Here is a 21,057-nt window from a genome sequence, read left to right as displayed (position 1 = left end):
GACTTAACAAATTTCTAAATCCCAACTGGCAGTAAATTGAGCTTTTCCTTCTTCGACTAACTTCCAAGCTGCTTCTTTAAAAATACGATGAGACAGATTTAGCTCTGTACTTAGTTTAGCTTCTAATTCTTGCAGACTCATAGGTGCTTGATGTTCTTTTAATTCATGAAGGAGTAAATCTTCGGTAGTTTCCCGAGATTTTACAGAAGAGGTATTCATAATAATTCAACTATATTAATAAACTAGGTAAAAAACCTTTGTTACGCTATCCGTAGTGTTTCGTAGTCAAAATTATGGTTATTCAACCCTACCGATAGTCACGTTTTCCATTATGCAATAACTTGAACAATAATAGTCTAAAATTAAACTTTAAAAAATGCCAAAGCTATAATTATATCTTGTTTTAGCTAGTTATCAAAATATTACGTCTGATATACCAGGGCAAACGCATACTACATATTTACCACAAAAAACTGTAAGGAGGATTCATGAATCCTCCCTACAAACAATATTGTTTCCTAACTCAAAAACGTAGTGCTATAGAACAACTGCTTGGTACAGCTAGACTAAGCTTTATCTATAGTATTGTCGTTCTCTTTCCAAAATCCGAATTAAACGTTCATCTTTGTTAGCAACAGCAACTTGTAAACGATGCTCTAAGCTTTTGAGCATATTAGCACGATGAATTTGACGATGTTGATTATTTTTCATGGAACTAATCCTTAAATATTTTTGTACTTACAGTTACAATTCGATTCCTAATTCTGAGGCAGTTCTTTGACCCATTGATTGAATTCGATTGTGTTGTTTCTGACGATTTTGCTGCATTAAACGACGAGCTTGTGCAGAAACCAAGTGAGAATGTGTATTTGATTGAGTATTAAGATTATTGCGTTTCATTTCGCCTCCTTCTTGTTGTGTGGCATTGAATGAGGCGCGTTCCTTCGGGTTTAGTCCCTACTTCCGTCTCTTTACAGAAGAGATGAACGATTTATCTTTGCCTGTTATTTATATATCAATTTTATTGCTTCAAGAACTTCTACCATTAGGCAGAGAACCGTATGAGGGTGTGAAGATATCCGTAAAACTAAAATCCCCGTCGCTTAATTGGATTTTGGCATACGGGGTAAATCAAGATGGGAAATAGTTAGCAAGTCCTGTTTAATTCTGGACATATTTATTTACTGCTCATGTAATGATTTATAACAAACAGTTTTTAGCCATTTGAGCGAATAGAACTTGTTGTCTTAGATAAAGTAAATGTAATTTGCCTAGTTCAATTTTAAGAATTTCAATGTCTTCGATGTCATCAATAGCATCACAAAAACAAAAGTGAGTTAATTGTTTTTCTAATGGTAAGTCTGTCATGGTTCGTATCTCCTGTTGTAATTATTCTCTTAATAGGATTATTTTGACCAAATTATGCTATAGAAGAAAAATTTTTGCTCTACAAAATATTCAACCAATTGACGAAGTGAACGCAAGCGGAGGGGCTGTAACTGGAAGTAAATTCGAGTCCTTGAAAGCACCGTCTGTTGTTTTAAGGCAGGGTACGGTTGACAAATACTGCAATTAAAGAGCAAATAACCCCTTAATTGATTGGCGTTAAGGTAAAATGTGCTACAAACATTATTTTTGAATCAGAATTAGCTTTTTGCTTGTTCAAACAGCAATTGATACTTATTAACAAATGTCAAGGGTTGCAACAATTCTTTGCAAGTTCTACAACTAATAGTAAAGTAGGACTAATTTTAGATTCAGTTATTAGGAGAGTTTGCCTTTTGTGCTGCAACGCTTTAAGCAAGATTTAAAAAACGACTTAATTGCCGGTCTGTTGGTAGTGATTCCTCTAGCTACTACCATTTGGTTGACAATTACTATTGCTAAATGGGTAATCGATTTTCTGACTCGTGTTCCCAAGCAACTCAATCCCTTTGACGGATTAGATCCGTTACTAACTAACTTTCTTAATTTAGTAGTTGGTTTAGCCGTGCCATTGCTATGTATCTTGATTATCGGTTTGATGGCAAGAAATATTGTAGGCAGGTGGCTATTAGATTTTGGTGAACAATTTCTACAAGCTATTCCGTTAGCAGGATCGGTATATAAAACTCTGAAGCAGATTTTAGAAACTTTGTTGAGAGACTCCAAAACTAGGTTTCGCCGTGTCGTCTTAGTAGAATATCCTCGACGGGGAGTTTGGACAATTGGATTTGTGACAGGAAAAGTCAGCAGTCAATTGCAATCTCATTTGCACCAAAAAATGCTTAGTGTTTTTATTCCCACCACTCCCAATCCTACTTCTGGTTGGTATGCTATTGTGCCAGAAGAAGATGCAATTGATGTAACTATTTCGATTGAAGACGCTTTTAAAGTTCTCATTTCTGGTGGTATTGTTAGTCCTGAACAACCAGCGACTGATGTTGCGATCGCTTTACCTAAGCCCTATAAAAAGCTTAGTTTAAATACTTCTGTGGCTGAGAAAAAATCAGCAGTAATACCGATAGAAGAAGAAAGTTAAGCAAGTAGGTAACAGTTATATAGTTAGAATGACAAGCCGATTAACTTTAATAATCCCAGATTGATAATTTTATGCCAGTCCGTAAACAACCCCGAAGTATTTCCCGCGAATTAGCTTTATTAAGTATTGCTCAAGTTAGTACTAATCCTTCTAAACTAGAAGAAGAAGACCTCAATAGTTTAGTATTGGCAGCAGTGCGTACTTTAATTGTTGAAGTTCAAGATATCTTAGAAAATGCTTCGGCAGAAATTAAACGGGGAGATGAACGTTTACTAGAAAGCGAAACCCGCAGCAGTAACCTTAATAGTGCTAAAGCAATGGTTAGTGATGCGATGGAGTTAACCAAAACAGCGATTAATCGTTTAGGAATTGCGGTAGAATTGCCAGAATTTATTCAGCTAACTAGTCAAACGGATGTTCGAGAATATGCCATTGAAATTATCTCTACGGTTTGTCAACATCGTCAGCAAATTGAAACACAAATTGAAACTGTTTTAGTAGCATGGCAATTAAATCGTCTTCCCAAAATTGACCGCGATATTTTACGAATTGCTGTAGCTGAGATGTTATTTCTTGATGTTCCTGTTAAAGTAGCGATTAACGAAGCAGTAGAATTAGCCAAACGCTATTCAGATGAGGAAGGTTATCGTTTTATTAACGGAGTTCTTAGAAGAGTTAGCGATCGCCTTAAACAAGAAGCAATTCAGAATTAATTTTTCTTTTTAAAACCAGTTAGTAATTACTAATTACTAATTACTAATTACTAATTACTAATTATGAGGGATGAATAATTAACCTCACCGAAGGTGCGCGTAGCGACAAACAATTAACAATTAACCATCAACTATCAACAAAAATTAAACTATCCGACTAGATTTCATTTAATTGAGAAGCGGTTTTTAATTGTCAAAAATTTGATTTAGTTTTTCAATGACGCTAGCTCGCCCAGTGATGGTAACACACTTGAGATTTTTTTCTATTTTTACAAATACTTTACCAGCAAAAATAGCAGCAAGTTTAGACTTTTCATAAACAGTAAAATCGTCCAATTCAGATTTTGCTTGAAAACCCATTTCAGCTAAACTTTGATTAAGAGTTTTGACTAAAGTTTTTTGATTTTTAAAAGCTTTATTAATGGTAATGTTGCGATTAAATTTAGCTCCTAATAATCCTGCAATTAACCCTAAAAAAACTCCTAACTGATAAATAGATTTATCTTGCCAATCGATTCCCATGCCTTGAGAAACTGTAATAGCAACGATTAAATTAGTTACAGCAAAATAATACAGAAAAGTCAGCCAAAATCCAGGTAATTGCAGCATGAGCCACTCAAATCATCTTCAAACAAACATTGGTAATCCCCTTAGCATAGCACCCATGATGGAACGTACAGACCGTCATTTTCGCTATCTAATGCGTCAAATTACCCGTCGCACCTTACTTTATACTGAGATGATTACTACAGCAGCAATTATTCATGGCGATCGCCATAAGTTATTAGATTTTTCGCTTGAAGAAAAACCCCTGGTTTTACAACTTGGAGGCGATCATCCTCAAGAATTAGCTCAATGTGCCAAAATTGGGGAAGATTGGGGTTATGATGCAGTAAATCTCAATGTTGGTTGTCCTAGTCCGAGGGTGCAGAATGGCAACTTTGGGGCTTGTTTAATGGCACAGCCTGAATTGGTAGCAACGGCAGTAGCAAAGATGCAAGATGCTGTAAGTATTCCTGTAACTGTAAAACATCGAATTGGCATAGATGAACGCGATCGCTATGAGGATTTAGCTCAATTTGTTCAGATTGTCGCTGAAGCTGGTTGTCGTCATTTTATTGTTCATGCCCGCAAAGCTTGGTTAAAGGGTTTAAGTCCTAAAGAAAATCGTAATATTCCGCCTCTACGCTATCAAGATGTTCATCGTCTCAAACAGGAATTTCCTCATTTATTGATTGAAATTAACGGTGGAATTATTACTTTAGAACAAATCAAAGAGCAATTAAATTATGTTGATGCAGTAATGATTGGTAGGGCAGCTTATGACGATCCTTATTTATTTGCCACTGTAGATCGAGATATTTATCAACAATCAGCTACGCCACCGACTCGTCATCAAGTAGTGGAAGCAATGCTTCCCTATATCGATTATTGGACTAAAAAAGGGCTAAAACTTCATGGCATTAGTCGTCATATGTTACAGTTATTTGCTGGTCAACCTGGCACTAAAGCTTGGAAAAGATATATTAGTGAAAATGCTCATTTAATGGATGCTGATTCAATAGTTATTAGTAATGCTTTAGCCAAAGTTCCTTCATAAAATTAAAAATTAGACGAGGGAGTTATGATGCCAACCAAATTTTCCCACCCTTATCAACCACTTTTACTTCGTATTCTTCACGGACTAACTAGTTTATTTGCGATCGCTGCTATTATAACTGCTTTTTGGACTTACAATACTTATGACGGACGTTGGGGTCAAGTTGCTTTACCTAAATTTCCAGAAATTGAAGGTATTCATGGAACCTTTGGGTTATGGACATTATTGATTTTTCCTTTCTTTGTTGTTTATGCTTTTCATCGGGGTCAACGAAGATTAATTCAGTCTGATTCTTTAAAAAAAATAACTCGATTTGGTCAACCCATTTGGTGGTACACTGTCCATCGCTCAATTAATACCTTGAGTATTTTGGCATTAACTTTTGCTGTTTTTTCTGGCAAGATGATGAACGAAAAATGGCTACCTCAAGGAGAACTTAATCATATCTGGTATTATGCCCATCTAATTTCTTGGCTAATTTTAGTAATTTTTATTGCGCTTCATCTTTTAATGAGTGTTAAAGTTGGAGGCATTCCCTTAATTTTATCGATGATCAATTGGCAATTTCGCAGTCAAGATAGTCCTACTTTGTGGTGCAAACATATTACTAATTGGCCTTCTAATTTTGATCACGCAATAGTTAAACAATGGTTTTTATCTCTTTCTACACTCAAAATTATAGAGATTTTTGTGTTAATTAGTATTGTTTTAGCTTGGGTAATTTCAATAATCAAAGAAATTATTTGATGAATATTTTTGCTTCTAAATTATAATATTTATCAAAAATAAGTTTATAGCGATCGCTTTCTAAAAAGTTTTTTATTCTTAAGTAACTGCAAATAATTTAGTTTTATCGTTTCCCAAATTAATTAGGTAAAGTAAATCCTATCAACTTTTATTTAGCTTGCTCGTTTTGATAACCAACTCAACTGAGAAATTGCTACATCTTATTCTTTTCTTAATTGAAGATTGCTAAAGTATTATTTTTATTTGTCTTAAGTCAAAAACATATGTTATTAGAACCAGCCAAAACAGTCAGTATTTTTCAAGCTAATCAGGAATTTCAACGCTTTGCAGCAGGAGAGACTATTTTTCAGCAGGGAGAATTGGGTAATGTCATGTACGGCATTATTGAAGGAGAAGTTGATATTGTAATTAATGGTAAAGTTCTAGAAACTATCCATGCAGGAGATGTATTTGGAGAGGGAGCATTAGTGCAACCTGAAGCAACTAGAGCTTCTAATGCCGTAGCCAAAACCGATTGTAAGTTAGCTTGTTTAGATAAAGAGCGTTTTTTATTTGTTGTACAGGAAACACCAATGTTTGCCCTTCATGTGATGAGAAGTTATTCTAATCGTCTTCGTAAGTTTAAACAGCAATTTTAAAATTAAGTCATTGCTCAAGATTGTTTTGTGAGAGCATTACCATAAAGACAAATTTGCATAATGCAAAAATCAAGCTAGAACAAGAATAGAGACTTTAGTTAAGTGAAGGCAAAAGTTGTAAGGGCAATTCACCAATTGCTCTTACACAAAGTTACAAACTTCCAGGATTTTTATCCATGAAAATATTAGTCTTAAATGCTGGTTCAAGTAGCCAAAAAAGCTGTTTATATCAACTGCCATCAGATCTACTACCAGCAACTCCACTCCACCCGCTTTGGGAGGCTAATCTTGATTTAACTGTTTCTCGTGACAATGCCAAATTAACAGTAAAAACTCAAAAGATCACCAAGGAAATTCGACTTTCATCTCAAGACACTCAAGCTGCTACAGCACAAATGTTAGAAACGCTTGTTTCAGGAGATACCAAAGTCTTAGAACAATTATCCGATCTTGACGTAGTTGGACATCGAGTAGTTCATGGTGGTACAGAATATTCTCAAGCAACTAAAATTACTCCAAACGTAAAAGAGACAATTTCTCGTTTAATTCCCCTTGCACCTAATCATAATCCTGCCCATTTGCAAGGAATAGAGGCTGTAGAAAACTTATTGGGAGATGTAACCCAAATAGCAGTTTTTGATACCGCTTTTCACAGTCAAATGCCTCTAGAAGCAGTAATTTACCCTATTCCTTATCATTGGTACGAACAAGGAATTCGTCGCTATGGTTTTCATGGTATTTCTCATCAGTATTGCGCTCATCAAGCAGCCCAAATCATTAATCAACCTTTAGCATCTCTCAAATTAATCACCTGTCATTTAGGTAATGGTTGTTCTCTAGCTGCAATTAAAAATGGCGTAAGTATTAATACTACAATGGGTTTTACTCCTTTAGAAGGATTAATGATGGGGACTCGTAGCGGTTCAATCGATCCAGCTATTTTAATTTATTTGCTGCGCGAACATAATTTTTCTGCTGATGATTTAGACCAAATGTTGAATAAAGAGTCTGGAATTAAGGGAATTTCGGGATTATCAAGCGATCTTAGAATCATTCGGGATGCTATTGCTGAGGGAAACCAGCGCGCCCAATTAGCCTTAGATTTATTTATTCATCGATTAATAACCAATCTGGGCGCAATGATAGCTTCTCTTGGAGGTTTAGATGTGTTGGTGTTTACAGCAGGGATTGGGGAGAATGCAGCAATTGTCAGAGAAAGAGTTGCTTCTCAGTTTGAGTTTTTAGGTTTAAAACTAGATCTAGCTAAAAATAACTCCTCTCCGCAGGATGAAAATATTGCTGCATCAGACTCAAAGATTCAAGTCTTAGTAATTCATACTAATGAAGATTGGGCGATCGCTTGCAAATGTTGGCGTTTGATTCATTAACGAATTTGGGAAGAAGCAGCTTCAGAAATAGTAGGAATTTCGGCGTATTGTCCTCTGACTGATTGGGCAATGCTATAAAAACAAGCAACCAAAGTACCAATAAAAACTGTATTATTTAAGGTTTCAATTAACAAACTACTGCGTCCTAATCCCATTTCTAAAATACTCATCAAGACGCTACAAAGAATTAACAAAATATCCATTAAGATTGCTTGCATAGTGTTAAAGCGAACAAAATAACTCGCTTTTTCGTTTCTGACAATGGCAAAATATAAGGCAAAGAAAACAATTAATCCAGCAAAAGGCAGACCATAATAAATGCTAATTAAGGGACTCAGAGGAGCATAGATAATACTGAGAAAAGGAAACTGCCTCAGTAAGATTAAACCAAATGGTAGGACATAAATCAGAGGCAATAAATAAACTAATGCTGCGATCGCTCTTTCTTTTCCATCTACTTCAAGATTAGACATAATAATGCTAATTTTTATTTTAAATTTGGTTTTTACTTAATTATTCTAGCTTTCTTTCTCACTTTTATAATTACTCTTAAGTTTTAATTGTACTCAAGAAAACGACAAAAAGATATTTTCTTGTTGAGATAAAATTTTCATCATTTCTAATAATTCGGTATTTTTTTGATTTTGAGTTTTAAATTCTTCTTGTTTCATTTTGATTTTTTTTTGTTTAGCCAGCAAAATCAATCTATATTTGTGCCAAAAAGATTTTTTGACAGTTTGAGTATTTAAAGCAAGAGGAACATTGAGTTTAATCACAAATTTATTATTAGAGACCGCCTCAATTGATTTTACATAAATTTTATTTTTTTTTGCCTCTAATTGTAATTTTTGGAAAGCTTTAAGAAATACTTGCCAATCAATTCCCGACTCAAATACTAAGTCAATTGTTCCTAAAAAATGCTCAATTAAATCTTTAAATTCTCCCAAAGCAAAGTTTTGCTGAGGATTTTGTGGTCGACGTTTTTGCTGACCATATTGTAAATAAACATAATCACAAATTACACCATCAAAGATAGTATAAAGATTAATTTGCCAATTTTCTAGACAAGCTCCTGTTAAAATGCAACCTTGAAAATTAGTCATCCAAGCTTTTGTTTCAATTAAAGTTGTTTTCGCTAAATTACTATGACTAAAATTCGCCTTACTTAAATCTGCTCGGCTTAAATCTGCTTCGATTAAGTTAGCTTGAAAAAAATTGCTTTCTAACAAATCTGCTTCAGTCAAATTAGCTCTACTTAGATTAGCTCCCTTGAAATTGGTTTGGACTAAATTTGCTTCGACAAAATCTGCTTCAGTTAAATTAGCTCTCTGAAAATTAGCTTTGTTGAGATTAGCTTCACTCAAATCTGCGCCTTTTAAATTTGAGTTTTTCAGTTGAGTTTTAAAAAGATAAGCTTTACTTAGATTTGCATCTCGAAGAATAGCACCCTCTAAATTGGCTAAACTTAGATCTGCCCGAATTAAAGTAGCTCCAAAAAAATCTGCACCACTAAGATTAGCTTGACTCAGATTAGCTGCTGTCAAATCTGCACCGTTAAAATTAGCAACGCGCAGATCTGCACCACTAAAATTAGCTAAGTTAAGATTAGAACCAACTAATCTTGCTCCTCGGGGATTAGCAGCAATTAGCACCGCTCCTGTCAAATTTGCCCCATTAAGACTAGCTCCTGTCAAACTTGCTCTAGTTAGATTAGCATTAGTCAGATCTGCACCATCAAGATTAGCATTACTTAAATTAGCATCAATGAAATTTGTGCCACTGAGATTAACATTACTTAAATTAGCATTAACTAAATTGGCGTTATTAAAATTAAGTCCCCTAAGATCTGGCTGGTTAATTGGATATTTATCTCTCCAGCTATTCCAAAGACTTACATTTCGCTTGAGTAAAGCATAGTATTTTTGATTTGTCATGTCCAGATTGGTCGAATTATGACCAATAATTTAGGTTTAAAAAACTTAAATAACAATTAAACTGATTGACACAATCAATATATAATATTCTCAAATAATTAGTGAGAAATAGGTTGTAATTTTTGATTAACTATTATTTAATTTAATTGATAATACTTAAAATTTGCATTTGACTAGTTTATTAAAAAAAAATATATTTTATGAATTAAATCAGCAGTCTTTTGATTGTTAGTAATAACAAATAGTTTTTTTGTGTTTTCTAAACCCAATCAATAATGTTGACATAAACGAGTATTGATCTCGTGATCTCCCCATTTATCTTGAGTACGAAAATGAAACATCCCTACTTGCCTACTTGGGTTTCCTCAAGCTTATAGTATGCTTTTCAGATAATATTTATGGACTTATCTGCTCAAGTTTAAGTAGGCTATGGAATATATCAATATTGCGAGTGCGTAGAGCGAATCAATTGGTGGTGGGTAGTTTACACTAGAACAATAAGGGGTAGTCAGTAACGGCTTCACTGTGAAATTTTTAGAGTAAGACACTCAAACTCAGTTCGGGTGCTTGCTTCCCGAAGGACGGCGTTTCGCCGTATTTCCGTAATAAAAGCAAGCTAATATCCTTGAGCTTGTTTTTGATACCAAAAATCTTGTAAATCACTAAAGGATAAACATAGTCATGGGATTATTTGACCGTCTTAGTCGAGTTGTTCGCGCCAATCTCAACGATTTAGTTAGCAAAGCAGAAGATCCAGAAAAAGTTTTAGAACAAGCTGTGATCGATATGCAGGAAGACTTAGTACAGCTTCGCCAAGCAGTAGCTAGAGCGATCGCAACTCAAAAACGTACTGAGCAACAATACAACAAAAATCAAACTGAAGCAAATCAATGGCAACAAAGAGCGCAGTTAGCTTTGTCTAAAGGAGATGAAAATCTAGCGCGTGAGGCTTTGGTACGCAAAAAGTCTTTTAATGATGCAGCAGTAACTCTGAAAAATCAGTTAGATCAACAAATGACTAACGTTGATAGCCTTAAGCGTAATTTAATTGCTTTAGAAAGCAAAATTTCTGAAGCTAAAACTAAGAAAGATATGCTTAAGGCAAGAGCTAATGCAGCCAAAGCCCAAAAACAACTCCAAGAAACTATTGGCGGAATTGATACCAGTAGTGCGATGGGTGCTTTTGAGCGGATGGAAGATAAAGTCATGCAATTAGAAGCTGAATCTCAGTCTGCTGCTGAATTGGGCGGTATGGGTTTAGAACAACAGTTTGCTGCCCTCGAAGCTGGTAGCGGTGTTGAAGATGAATTGGCTGCCATGAAAGCTCAATTAACTGGTGCTTCTCCTTCTCAAACTGCCCTTCCTGCTGCGGATAACCCTTCTTCTACTCCTAAAGATTCTGTGATTGATGCTGAGTTAGAAGCATTACGCAACGAACTTAATCAAAGTTAAATTGTTCAATAGTAAAACTGAGAACTGATTGTCTGGAATTAAGCAGGTACGAGTTGCCTGCTCTTTCCATATTTTGACATTATTCGGTAAATTTAATTTTGTGTTAATTATTGAGGAGCAAGAGAAATGAGTAGTGTAATCGAAATTGCCGATGAACAATTTGAGCAGGAAGTATTTGAAGCTGATAAACCAGTTTTAGTCTATTTTTGGGCTTCTTGGTGTGGTCCGTGTCGTTTGGTATCTCCTTCAATTAATTGGATAGCTGATAACTATAGCGATCGCTTGAAAGTGGTTAAATTAGAAATAGATCCTAGTCCTACATCTGTAGCCAAATGTAATGTTGAAGGTGTTCCTGCTTTAAGATTGTTTAATAACAATGAGATAGTAGCTTCCCATGAAGGAGCTATTGGTAAACAGCAATTACAAAAAATGTTAGACGATCATCTTTAATTAAATGATTGCATCTCGCTTCTAGCGAGACGCATTTCACTGCATTAGGTTGTGGCTAAATTGATTTAATCATAATCTGTGCTGCTAATCGAGAATCAGCTTTTGTTCCATTTTGAGAATTAACAGTTCCAGAAACAGGTGCAGTATAACTCGGTATAGCAGAAGCAGCTAAAGCTATATTGCGATCGCTAACTGCTAAACCATGAGTCGGATCGTAACCACGCCAACCTGCACCAGGTAAGTATACTTCTGCCCAAGCGTGTAAATCTCTTTCTTGTTGCTCGGGATCTCCTTCTTGATAACCACTAACAAATCTTGCTGCCAAACCTACTGCGCGACATACTTCCATAAATAAAATAGCAAAATCTCGGCAAGAACCTTGTTTTCTGCGCCAAGTTATGCCTGCTTGCCAAGGTTCACCTGTTTCCCTTGTAATATATTGGCAGTTTTCATAAATACACTGATTTAATTTCGATAAAAAAGCTACAGTATTGGCGTTAACTTCTTGAATAATTTCTTCTGCTAATTCCACAATCACCGTATCTAGCAAGAAACTATAAGGTTTTAAATAAGATTTAAGTTGAGTATAAAGAGAACTGGGATAATCAAGGGGTAAAGTTGTTGTCCAAGGTTGAAGTAAATAGTTAAAAGGATTGGTTTGCCAAGTTTCTACCTGAGCTAGTATTTGCAAGTTTAATTGATTAGTAGGTGTATTAAACCAGACCTTACTCACATTATTGCCATCCAAATCGATCAATTCAGATATGCCTTGAGGTTGGGGACTAATTAATAAAGAAAAATTATGAAGTTTTTGCCAATGATCGCAACGGGGACAAAGTCTGACAAAGTGAGGATTTAAAGAAACTGTTTGACTGTAAGTATAAGTTGTTTGATGACTGATTTGATATAACATTTTGCCAAAGTTGAGCAAAGTAGTAGCACAAAAACTTTAACTACTTTCTGACAATTGTATAGTGGTTCTCATTAATCATGAGATACGGTCAAAACCTCGATCTTTGTGAATAGTATCGACTAAAGATTTTTGTTTCTTAAGAATCCCCGTCCGCTGTACGGCGGGGAGTGTCAAAGTGTTCAAACAGGAAACTCAGCATTTGAAGAAGTTTATGGTGCAAATATTTTTGCTTATCTGCAACAAAATTCCCAAGCTGCGACTATTTTTGAACAGTCGATGACAGATTTTTCCTTTTATGATCGCCAAGCTGTTTTGGCAGCTTATAACTTTGCTGAGTTTAAAACAGTTGTCGATGTTGGTGGTGGCAAAGGTAGTTTATTAGCGGGTATCCTGCAAAAATATCCCCATCTCCAAGGAATTTTATTTGATGAACCTTATGTGGTTAACAAGCAGACAAATTGTTAGTTCAAGAAAAAGTATGCGAGCAGCTTCGCTGGCGCATATGCGATCGCTTGTTAGTTCAAGGAGGAAATTTTTTTAAATCAGTTCCAAGCAATGGAGATGCTTATCTACTCAAGCATATCATTCATGATTGGGATGACCAACAAGCGTTAATTATTCTGCAAAATTGCCATCAAGCTATGAATTATCAAAGTAAACTATTAATAGTTGACCGAGTAATTCCATCAGGAAACGAACCTATGGCTGGAAAATTCATGGATTTAAATATGTTGGTTCTGACTTCTGGGGGAAAAGAACGTACTCAAGCGGAATTTAGTCAATTATTGACAGCAGCAGGATTTGAGATCAAACAAATCATTTCTACCGCAGCCGATATTAGTGTAATTGAAGCAGTACCAATTTAGATTACGGCTAAGAAAACTTGCTTACAGTTAACAGTTATCAGTAACCAGTAATTTGCTTTAGAAAAAAAGGAGAGAAGGAGATACCTAGTATTATTGTTTATAAATTCTTCTGTCGCACTTTTGCCTCTCTGGTTTTTAATTTTTTTGACAAACTTAATCTATTACGTCTCTAATACTTTTGGTTTTTCAAATATTTTCTAACAAAAACTTACTATGGCTAGAAAAAAAATTCGTCCCAATCATGAAGCAACTGATGATCTTAATATTTGGCCATCTTTTACCGATTTAATGGCTAATGCTTTTATGATTATTAGTCTGTTTTTATTGCTCGCTTTATTTAAATCATTGTTTTTAAAATATACAGCAGAAGAAACGGAATTAAATCTCAGTGAAAGTGAAACACAAGTTAGAGTTTTAAAACGACAAATAGCATCCTTAGAAAATGAATTAGGCGAAAGCCTTGATGAAATTAGACAATTAAATAGAGGTTCATCAAATTTAGCACAACGTTTACAACAAAGTGATAGCCGAGCAGATTTATTAGCCTTAGAAGTGCAGCGTTTAAAGTCTGCTCCTCCTGTAGTAGTGATTCAAGATTCTGGAGAATATCAATTTGCTTCTGGTAGTGCAGAATTACCTCAAGCTTTGAAAAATTATATTGTTCAAGATTTAGCCAATAGAATTGAGTCAATCAGTCAACAAAGAAATCTTTATGTAGTAGAAATAATTGGGCATACTGATGGACAAATTAATGTTAATAGTCCTAGTAATTTAGACCAACAATTAGAAGCGGTAGCTAATGGAGAAAAACCAATTAATAGTTTAAATCCAGGTTCTAATGTAGATTTAGGTTTGATGCGAGCTTTAGAAGTAGTTAAAGAATTACAAGAATTACAAAAGCAAGGACGTTTACAAGGAGTGCAATTTCGGGCTTATTCTGCTGCTCAGTTACTTTTACCTTCAGGAGATTTTGCAACTACTAATCGTCAAGCAGATTCAAAAAGAAGAAGAATAGAAATTCGTTTTTCTCCTTTAGGAAAAGCAGAAACAATTAGATAAATTTTTAATTAGAGATTTTTAGCTTTTTTCTAACAAGAATATTGAATTATATTTATCTACGAATGCCCACAAATAAACAAAGATGAATTTAGGGTTTTGGCTCTCGTTTTTTAATTGATAAATTTTATGTTAATTTGATGGTTTGTCTCCGAATAAAAACAAAGCTATAAAGTGATTATTTAGTTCAGTTTTTTTAGTGGAGATTTATCATACAATAAAACTTTAAACTAACCTAAATTTTAATTACAACAATGAAAGATTTTTTTGAAAATATTGCTCGCTATCCTCGCTTTATACTAGGTTTAATTTTGGGAATTTTTCTGGCTTTTTTTGCTCGATTTAGACCTTTACTCAACAATCCTCTCACCGCTACTGCCCTGATGGGTTTGGCAGTAGGTACTTTTGCCTTCTTTTATTTTACTCTACGAGCAATGCTTGGCTTAAATCCAGTTTAAACTAGAAAAGTATGGCTATTTACTTGGTTGTTCTCAGGCATAGTTTCTGCTTTTTGCTAGTAAAACCGAGAAACTGAGTTAAATTCCATAGTTAGAAAACTTAGGGGGCGAAAATTATGGCTAATAACCGTCGCGTTTCTCGCATTTCTTCTTTAATCAAACGAGAAGTTAGCCAAATGCTACTTAATGGTATTAAAGACGACCGCGTTGGTGCTGGAATGGTTAGCATTACTGATGTTGATGTTTCTGGCGATCTACAACACGCAAAAATTTTTGTTAGTATCTATGGGACTGAAGAAGCAAAAGCAGAAACAATGGAAGGATTAAAATCTTCTACTGCTTTTGTGAGAAAAGAATTAGGTCATCGAATTCGGCTACGTCGAACTCCTGAAGTTATCTTTCTTGAAGATAATTCTTTAGAAAGAGGCGATCGCATTTTAAACCTAATCAATCAAATTAGTAGCGATCGCTCTGACGACAATTCAATCACAGACGATCTGGAAGAGGACATTAATTAAATTACTGTGTCTCAATTGCTCCCCAATTGGCAAGAACTTTCTCTCAAACAACAAATCGGACAAATGGTTGTAGTACGCGCCTCTGGCTATTTGTTCGATCACCAAATTCGTTATCCTGTCTGGGAAGTTTCTACTCCTAAGTTAAAACAATGGTTGGAGGAGTTATCTCTGGGTGGGGTAATTTTATTAGGTGGTAGTGCAGCCGAATTATCTTTGAAGACGCAGCAATTACAAGCTTGGGCAAAAATTCCTTTATTGATCGCAGCAGATATTGAGGAAGGAGTAGGACAAAGGTTCGCTGGTGCGACTTGGTTTCCTCCCCCAATGTCATTGGGAGAAATTGCTTCTAACGATTTATCTCTGGCTCAAAACTACGCCACCGCAATGGGTAAGATTACCGCCCAAGAAGCTTTGGCAGTGGGTATTAATTGGTTGCTTGCACCAGTCGTAGATGTTAATAATAATTCTGATAATCCTGTAATTAATATTCGTGCTTTTGGTGAACATCCTGAAGTTGTTAGTAGTTTAACTTCCGCTTTTATTGAAGGAGCAAAAACCTATCCGATTTTAACTACTGCTAAACACTTTCCTGGACACGGTGATACTGCTACTGACTCTCATCTTGATTTACCTACGATTCCTCACTCTGACTCGCGTTTAAATCAAGTTGAATTACTACCCTTTCAAAATGCCATTACGTCTCAAATAGATAGTATCATGACGGCTCATCTAATAATTCCTGCTTGGGACAGTGATTATCCTGCCACTCTTTCTGAAAAAATTCTGAGAGGTAAACTGAGACAGAAACTAGAATTTGAGGGGTTAATTGTTACCGATGCGTTAATTATGGGAGGAATAACCAAATATGCCTCCCTAGCAGAAATAGCTGTGATGGCAGTAGCAGCAGGTGTAGATATTTTATTAATGCCTAGTGATCCTGAAGAAGCAATTGAAGCAGTTTATCAGGCAGTGCGATCGGGTAAATTAAGCAAATCTTTGATTCATCAAGCGTTAAAAAGGATTTGGCAAGCAAAACAAAAACTTTTACCTAATTCCCCCAATCTCAATCAACTTGCACAACCAGAAGCAACTGTAACTGTTAATTCAATTCTGCGAGATTCTCTACAAATGGGAAGTAATTTGCCCTTAAAACCTCAATCAGAGCAAAATTTACGTAATCTTATTGTAGTTGATGATGTTCTTAATTGTTCTTTCCTCGATCTTCAAACTCCAGCGATCGCTATTCCCCAGAAATTTGGCTATCAAAGACAAATCATTGATCAAAATAGTTTATTTTCTGCTCAATCTGATTCCAGAAGCACTCTACTACAAGTATTTATTCGCGGTAATCCTTTTCGTGGTACAGCAGGTTTAACTAAAGTCGCTCAAGAATTTTATCAACAACTATTGCACTCAGGACAACTTGAAGGATTAGTTATTTATGGTAGTCCTTATGTAAAAGATTGGTTTGTAGCTCAATTAACTAACGACTTACCCTGGGTATTTAGCTATGGACAAATGGATTTGGCACAAGGAATGGCTTTAAAGATTTTATTTGGTTTATCTAATTCTGAAACCTCTAATTTAAACAATCAATCTAATTTTGGTTTTTAAGTAGTCGTGCAAAATTAATTATTTAGTAGAGACAAGACCGAAGGTGTAAATAAAACAGCCCTCTCGACCAAGAGAGAGCTAAACTTAAACTGGATTTAGTTGCTAAAAAAGTAGATTGATTTAACCTAAAATTTCTTTAGCCTTAGCAACAACGTTATCAACGGTAAAGCCATATTTTTCAAAAACAATATTAGCTGGAGCAGAAGCGCCAAAGGTATCAACACCAATGACTCCACCTTCATCACCAACATAGCGACACCAGCCCATTGTACAACCAGCTTCAACAGCTAAACGTTTTTTAACTGCTTTTGGTAGTACAGATTCTTTATATTCTGCACCTTGAGCCTCAAAGCGTTCCCAGCTAGGTAGAGAAACTACCCGAACTTTTTTACCTTCGCTAGTTAATTTTTCGGCTGCTTGAACACAGAGTGCAACTTCGCTACCAGTACCAATCAAAATAATATCTGGAGTACCATCGCTATCACTAAGAATATAACCACCTTTAGCAGCAGCTTCAATTGAAGAGCCAGCTAGGTTGGGTAGTCCCTGACGAGAAAGAGCGAGTAAAGTTGGGCCGTGAGTATTTTCAACTGCTACCTTGTAAGCTGCGGAAGTTTCATTACCATCAGCAGGACGATAAACAGTGAGGTTAGGAATAGCACGTAAAGAAGCAACGTGTTCAACGGGTTGGTGAGTAGGGCCATCTTCACCCAAACCAATCGAATCATGAGTCATTACCCAAATCACTCTGGCTTCCGATAAAGCAGAGAGACGAATTGAATTCCGCATATAATCGGTAAATACCAAGAAGGTAGCACCGTAAGGAATTAAACCATGACTATGTAATGCAATTCCATTACAAATTGCCCCCATAGCGTGTTCTCTTACCCCAAAGCGGAGGTTGCGGTTTTGGTAAGCACCTTTTTGGAAACTACCAGAGACTTCTAAGTAAGTTAAGTTAGAGTGTGTCAAGTCCGCCGAACCACCAATTAGTTCTGGTAACACAGGAGCAAGAGCGTTGAGAGTAATTTCTGAATGTTTCCGAGTTGCTAGAGCTTTATCTTCGGGAGTGTAGCTAGGTAGAACTTTATCCCAACCTTCTGGTAAAGTACTACTAATAATCCGCTCAAATTCAGCAGCTTCTTGGGGATATTTAGTTTTGTAGTGAGCTAAAGTTTCTTGCCATTCTGCTTCATAACTAGCACCGCGTTCTACTGCTTTACGGAAGTGAGCTAGAGCATCATCAGGAACTACAAACGGTTCATGATTCCAACCCAAGTTTTCACGGGTGGCTTTTACTTCATCTCCACCGAGAGCAGCACCGTGAACGCCAGCAGTATTAGCTTTATTGGGAGAACCGTAACCAATTGTGGTGGTAACCTTGATCATCGAAGGTTTATCGGTAACTGCTTTAGCGTCTTCAATGGCTTTGGCAATTTCGTCTAGATCGCTATTACCGTCTTTAACATGGAGTACGTGCCAACCATAAGCTTCAAATCGCTTGCTGACATCCTCGGTAAAGGAAACATCAGTAGAGCCATCAATGGAAATATGGTTGTCATCGTAGAGAGCAATCAGTTTTCCTAAACCTAAATGTCCAGCTAAAGAACAAGCTTCACCGGAAATACCTTCCATGTTACAGCCATCACCGAGGATGACGTAAGTGTAATGATCTACTAATTTGCAATCTTCTTTATTATATTTAGCAGCAAGATGAGCTTCAGCGATCGCTAAACCAACAGCATTAGCAATACCTTGTCCTAGTGGTCCAGTAGTTACTTCAACTCCTTCAGTAATATGATTTTCTGGGTGTCCTGGTGCTTTGGAACCCCACTGACGGAAGTTTTTAATTTCGTCGAGAGTAACCACATCGCTGCCTGTAAGATACATTAAAGCATACAGCAACATACAACCATGACCGGCAGAAAGCACAAAGCGATCGCGATTAAACCACTTAGGGTTTTTGGGATTATGCTTCATAAAGCGGTCCCAAAGAACAAAAGCCATTGGAGCAGCCCCCATGGGCAGTCCTGGATGACCGGATTTAGCTTTTTCAACCGCGTCTATAGCTAAAAAGCGAATAGAATTGATGCAAAGTTCTTCGAGTGACTGGGTGGCAACTACCATAATCGATCTTGATGTTAACTACGACAATATTTGCAATTATTTGAAACTTGATGGCTGGGGGTTGCCCCAAGGCTATGTTCCATCATCCCATTGATCAGGATCGCTGAGCAAGTTTAATAAAACTTAAACAGGAAAAATTTCTCAATTGAAAGTTTAATTATATTTTTGGAAAGCTAAGGTAACATTATGACCACCAAATCCAAAAGAGTTGGATAGAGCTACCTCAACTGTTTGAGCGCGACTAGTATTTGCTACATAATCTAAATCGCATTCTGGATCAGGATTTTCTAGGTTGATCGTTGGTGGTAATTGGTCATTAGCGATCGCCATAATGGTGGCTACTGCTTCAATTCCTCCTGAACCGCCTAATAAATGACCAGTCATGGATTTAGTAGAACTAATTGCGATCTGATCAGCACGTTCTCCTAAAGCCTTTTTAATCGCTTTGGTTTCTGTCACATCATTAGCTAGAGTGCTAGTTCCATGAGCGTTAATATAACTGACCTGTTCGGGAGTTAAATTGGCGTCTTTGAGGGCTAGTTCAATGGCTTTAGTTGCTCCTTGCCCATCGGGAACAGGAGAAGTCATGTGATAAGCATCACAAGTCATGCCATAACCAACTATTTCAGCATAAATTTTTGCACCGCGAGCTAGAGCGTTTTCTAATTCTTCAAGTAGCAGAATGCCAGCACCTTCGCCCATCACAAAGCCATCTCGGTCACGGTCAAAAGGACGACTAGCATGAAGAGGGTCATCATTACGAGTAGATAAGGCTTTAGCCGATGAAAAACCAGCGACAGAGAAAGGAGTAATTGCTGCCTCTGCACCGCCACAGATCATGGCTGTAGCATAACCTCTTTGTACCAAACGAAAAGCATCACCAATCGCATGAGAGCCTGCTGCACAAGCTGTTACCGTACAAGAGTTAGGTCCTTTAGCCCCTGTATGAATTGCGGTCAAACCCGCAGCCATATTGGCGATCATCATCGGAATCGTAAACGGACTAACCTTTCTTGGTCCTTTGGTGAGCAAAGCTTCGTTTTGAGTTTCTAGAACTTTGATGCCTCCTATTCCTGTCCCAATTAAAACTCCTACTTGATCGGCATTGAGATCGTTAATGACAAATTGGGCATCTGCGATCGCTTGTAAACTAGCCACGACGGCAAATTGAGCAAAGCGATCCATCCGTTTGGCTTCTTTTTTGTCTAGGTAGGTATAAGGGTCAAAATCTTTTACTTCACCAGCAATGCGACAAGGATGTTGAGAAGCATCAAACAAGGTAATTGGACCGATACCATTGCGTCCACCAAGTAAACCTTCCCAATATGCTTGTAAATTATTGCCAATGGGGGTAATTGCCCCTAAGCCAGTTACCACAACCCGTTTCATTTGCCAATTTGTCATTATCCTAGAAATTAAAGGGACTTAAACCCAGAATGCAGTTATTGCTGATTATATAATTTGACTAAGGTCAAAAAATTTAGTTTATGCAGTTGCTTCCGTGGCAGAACTGATATGATCTACCGCTTTACCTACGGTATCAATTTGTTCTGCGACTTCATCGGGGATTTCAATATCAAATTCTTCTTCTAGTGCCATTACTAGTTCTACTGTATCTAAAGAATCTGCGCCTAGATCGTTGGCAAAGCTAGCATCTTGAGTTACTTGTTCTTCTTCTACTTCTAACTGTTCAATAACAATTTTTTTTACTCTGTCAAAAATTTCCTGATTCATTGATTTTTTCCCGCTAAATAACCCATCCTGAATTATAGGCAGAAAACGGGGCGGGTGTTACCGTTTCCCAATAAAACACTCTCTTAAATTGTTAGCAAAGGAACTTCGTTCAAAAACGTCGAAGTCGATTCTGAGTTAGTCAGTATTTTTCATCTTATCTGAAAGAGTGACAAATAAGTTGAATGGTTTTGCCCTAATTTGAAGAAGTTGAAAAAGACTTCCTTGCTTAGTCGGCGTATAACTTGAAGCAAAAGTTCCAACCAAGTTCTAAAAATATTAAACTAGCTTAACAGTATGAGTTTTTAGGACAAACTCTGTATTTGATCGA

At 36.4% G+C, this 21,057-nt stretch carries 25 protein-coding genes and 1 riboswitch; of the genes, 14 read left to right on the top strand and 11 right to left on the bottom strand.

Annotated elements, in window-relative coordinates; genetic code table 11:
* Positions 1 to 3 precede the first annotated feature (3 nt).
* From STA7437_RS04545 to STA7437_RS26455, 4 genes are all read right to left on the bottom strand, one after another.
* Complete coding sequence (locus STA7437_RS04545; protein WP_015192196.1) at positions 4 to 219, bottom strand: hypothetical protein; 216 nt, start codon at positions 217 to 219, stop codon at positions 4 to 6.
* Positions 220 to 573: 354 nt separating this feature from the next.
* Entirely contained in the window at positions 574 to 711 is a 138-nt protein-coding gene (gene pirA, locus STA7437_RS26465) for an arginine synthesis PII-interacting regulator PirA (RefSeq protein ID WP_015192194.1), read from the bottom strand.
* 33 nt (positions 712 to 744) lie between these two features.
* Positions 745 to 900 (bottom strand): hypothetical protein, encoded by a 156-nt coding sequence (locus tag STA7437_RS26460; protein WP_015192193.1) that lies wholly within the window; start codon positions 898 to 900, stop codon positions 745 to 747.
* A gap of 33 nt (positions 901 to 933) precedes the next feature.
* Positions 934 to 991: riboswitch (Glutamine riboswitch) on the bottom strand.
* Positions 992 to 1,200: 209 nt separating this feature from the next.
* Positions 1,201 to 1,368: a hypothetical protein gene (locus STA7437_RS26455; protein WP_015192192.1), complete on the bottom strand. Its 168-nt coding sequence runs from the start codon at positions 1,366 to 1,368 to the stop codon at positions 1,201 to 1,203.
* 415 nt (positions 1,369 to 1,783) lie between these two features.
* Between STA7437_RS26455 and STA7437_RS04540 the strand changes: the two genes are divergently transcribed.
* Positions 1,784 to 2,521 carry a DUF502 domain-containing protein gene (locus tag STA7437_RS04540; protein ID WP_015192191.1) on the top strand — a complete coding sequence of 246 codons (738 nt, stop codon included), beginning with the start codon at positions 1,784 to 1,786 and terminating at the stop codon, positions 2,519 to 2,521.
* A 71-nt stretch (positions 2,522 to 2,592) separates the two neighbouring features.
* Positions 2,593 to 3,234, top strand: coding sequence for a transcription antitermination factor NusB (gene nusB / locus STA7437_RS27555; protein WP_015192190.1), 642 nt, complete (start codon positions 2,593 to 2,595; stop codon positions 3,232 to 3,234).
* Between the two features lie 186 nt (positions 3,235 to 3,420).
* Here nusB and STA7437_RS04530 read toward each other — a convergent pair whose 3' ends face one another.
* Entirely contained in the window at positions 3,421 to 3,843 is a 423-nt protein-coding gene (locus STA7437_RS04530) for a hypothetical protein (RefSeq protein ID WP_015192189.1), read from the bottom strand.
* On the opposite strand from STA7437_RS04530, the gene dusA reads away from it, so the two are divergent.
* The 4 genes from dusA (at position 3,842) to STA7437_RS04510 (ending at position 7,607) form a co-directional block, all read left to right on the top strand.
* Complete coding sequence (dusA, locus tag STA7437_RS04525) at positions 3,842 to 4,834, top strand: tRNA dihydrouridine(20/20a) synthase DusA (protein WP_015192188.1); 993 nt, start codon at positions 3,842 to 3,844, stop codon at positions 4,832 to 4,834. The genes STA7437_RS04530 and dusA overlap by 2 nt on opposite strands.
* Before the next feature lie 27 nt (positions 4,835 to 4,861).
* Complete coding sequence (locus STA7437_RS04520; RefSeq protein ID WP_041619150.1) at positions 4,862 to 5,581, top strand: cytochrome b/b6 domain-containing protein; 720 nt, start codon at positions 4,862 to 4,864, stop codon at positions 5,579 to 5,581.
* A 263-nt stretch (positions 5,582 to 5,844) separates the two neighbouring features.
* A complete protein-coding gene (locus STA7437_RS04515; RefSeq protein WP_015192186.1) occupies positions 5,845 to 6,219 on the top strand; it encodes a cyclic nucleotide-binding domain-containing protein in 375 nt (124 codons plus the stop codon).
* 176 nt (positions 6,220 to 6,395) lie between these two features.
* Complete coding sequence (locus STA7437_RS04510) at positions 6,396 to 7,607, top strand: acetate kinase (protein ID WP_015192185.1); 1,212 nt, start codon at positions 6,396 to 6,398, stop codon at positions 7,605 to 7,607.
* Here STA7437_RS04510 and STA7437_RS04505 read toward each other — a convergent pair.
* On the bottom strand, positions 7,604 to 8,080 hold the full coding sequence (locus STA7437_RS04505) for a Tic20 family protein (protein ID WP_015192184.1): 477 nt from the start codon (positions 8,078 to 8,080) through the stop codon (positions 7,604 to 7,606). The two genes, STA7437_RS04510 and STA7437_RS04505, sit on opposite strands and share 4 nt — an antisense overlap.
* Before the next feature lie 93 nt (positions 8,081 to 8,173).
* Positions 8,174 to 9,541, bottom strand: a complete 1,368-nt coding sequence (locus STA7437_RS24690) for a pentapeptide repeat-containing protein (protein WP_015192183.1) — start codon at positions 9,539 to 9,541, stop codon at positions 8,174 to 8,176.
* Positions 9,542 to 10,222: 681 nt separating this feature from the next.
* On the opposite strand from STA7437_RS24690, the gene STA7437_RS04495 reads away from it, so the two are divergent.
* The gene (locus STA7437_RS04495) at positions 10,223 to 10,993 is read left to right on the top strand and encodes a PspA/IM30 family protein (RefSeq protein WP_015192182.1); all 771 of its coding nucleotides are present in this window, start codon (positions 10,223 to 10,225) and stop codon (positions 10,991 to 10,993) included.
* 126 nt (positions 10,994 to 11,119) lie between these two features.
* A complete protein-coding gene (locus STA7437_RS04490) occupies positions 11,120 to 11,443 on the top strand; it encodes a thioredoxin family protein (RefSeq protein ID WP_015192181.1) in 324 nt (107 codons plus the stop codon).
* A gap of 55 nt (positions 11,444 to 11,498) precedes the next feature.
* Here STA7437_RS04490 and STA7437_RS04485 read toward each other — a convergent pair whose 3' ends face one another.
* The gene (locus STA7437_RS04485; RefSeq protein WP_015192180.1) at positions 11,499 to 12,356 is read right to left on the bottom strand and encodes a transglutaminase family protein; all 858 of its coding nucleotides are present in this window, start codon (positions 12,354 to 12,356) and stop codon (positions 11,499 to 11,501) included.
* 129 nt (positions 12,357 to 12,485) lie between these two features.
* Between STA7437_RS04485 and STA7437_RS27340 the strand changes: the two genes are divergently transcribed.
* From STA7437_RS27340 to STA7437_RS04460, 6 genes are all read left to right on the top strand, one after another.
* Positions 12,486 to 12,821 (top strand): methyltransferase, encoded by a 336-nt coding sequence (locus STA7437_RS27340; protein ID WP_051036031.1) that lies wholly within the window; start codon positions 12,486 to 12,488, stop codon positions 12,819 to 12,821.
* On the top strand, positions 12,815 to 13,222 hold the full coding sequence (locus STA7437_RS27335) for a methyltransferase (RefSeq protein ID WP_051036030.1): 408 nt from the start codon (positions 12,815 to 12,817) through the stop codon (positions 13,220 to 13,222). The genes STA7437_RS27340 and STA7437_RS27335 overlap by 7 nt, the downstream gene beginning before the upstream one ends.
* A 213-nt stretch (positions 13,223 to 13,435) precedes the next feature.
* Positions 13,436 to 14,281 (top strand): hypothetical protein, encoded by an 846-nt coding sequence (locus tag STA7437_RS04475; protein WP_015192179.1) that lies wholly within the window; start codon positions 13,436 to 13,438, stop codon positions 14,279 to 14,281.
* A 251-nt stretch (positions 14,282 to 14,532) separates the two neighbouring features.
* The gene (locus STA7437_RS04470; RefSeq protein ID WP_015192178.1) at positions 14,533 to 14,736 is read left to right on the top strand and encodes a DUF751 family protein; all 204 of its coding nucleotides are present in this window, start codon (positions 14,533 to 14,535) and stop codon (positions 14,734 to 14,736) included.
* 116 nt (positions 14,737 to 14,852) lie between these two features.
* A complete protein-coding gene (rbfA, locus tag STA7437_RS04465; protein ID WP_015192177.1) occupies positions 14,853 to 15,254 on the top strand; it encodes a 30S ribosome-binding factor RbfA in 402 nt (133 codons plus the stop codon).
* 6 nt (positions 15,255 to 15,260) lie between these two features.
* Positions 15,261 to 16,868, top strand: coding sequence for a glycoside hydrolase family 3 protein (locus tag STA7437_RS04460; RefSeq protein WP_015192176.1), 1,608 nt, complete (start codon positions 15,261 to 15,263; stop codon positions 16,866 to 16,868).
* Positions 16,869 to 16,988: 120 nt separating this feature from the next.
* Here STA7437_RS04460 and tkt read toward each other — a convergent pair whose 3' ends face one another.
* The 3 genes from tkt to acpP form a co-directional block, all read right to left on the bottom strand.
* Positions 16,989 to 18,995: a transketolase gene (gene tkt / locus STA7437_RS04455; RefSeq protein ID WP_015192175.1), complete on the bottom strand. Its 2,007-nt coding sequence runs from the start codon at positions 18,993 to 18,995 to the stop codon at positions 16,989 to 16,991.
* A gap of 153 nt (positions 18,996 to 19,148) precedes the next feature.
* Positions 19,149 to 20,399 carry a beta-ketoacyl-ACP synthase II gene (gene fabF / locus STA7437_RS04450; RefSeq protein ID WP_015192174.1) on the bottom strand — a complete coding sequence of 417 codons (1,251 nt, stop codon included), beginning with the start codon at positions 20,397 to 20,399 and terminating at the stop codon, positions 19,149 to 19,151.
* Positions 20,400 to 20,480: 81 nt separating this feature from the next.
* Positions 20,481 to 20,729, bottom strand: a complete 249-nt coding sequence (gene acpP / locus STA7437_RS04445) for an acyl carrier protein (RefSeq protein ID WP_015192173.1) — start codon at positions 20,727 to 20,729, stop codon at positions 20,481 to 20,483.
* Positions 20,730 to 21,057 lie beyond the last annotated feature (328 nt).

Source organism: Stanieria cyanosphaera PCC 7437 (assembly GCF_000317575.1).
In the GTDB taxonomy this organism is placed as follows: Bacteria; Cyanobacteriota; Cyanobacteriia; order Cyanobacteriales; family Xenococcaceae; genus Stanieria; species Stanieria cyanosphaera.
The sequence above is the reverse complement of the archived record's forward strand: the minus strand, read 5'-3'. Positions and strand labels throughout refer to the sequence as shown.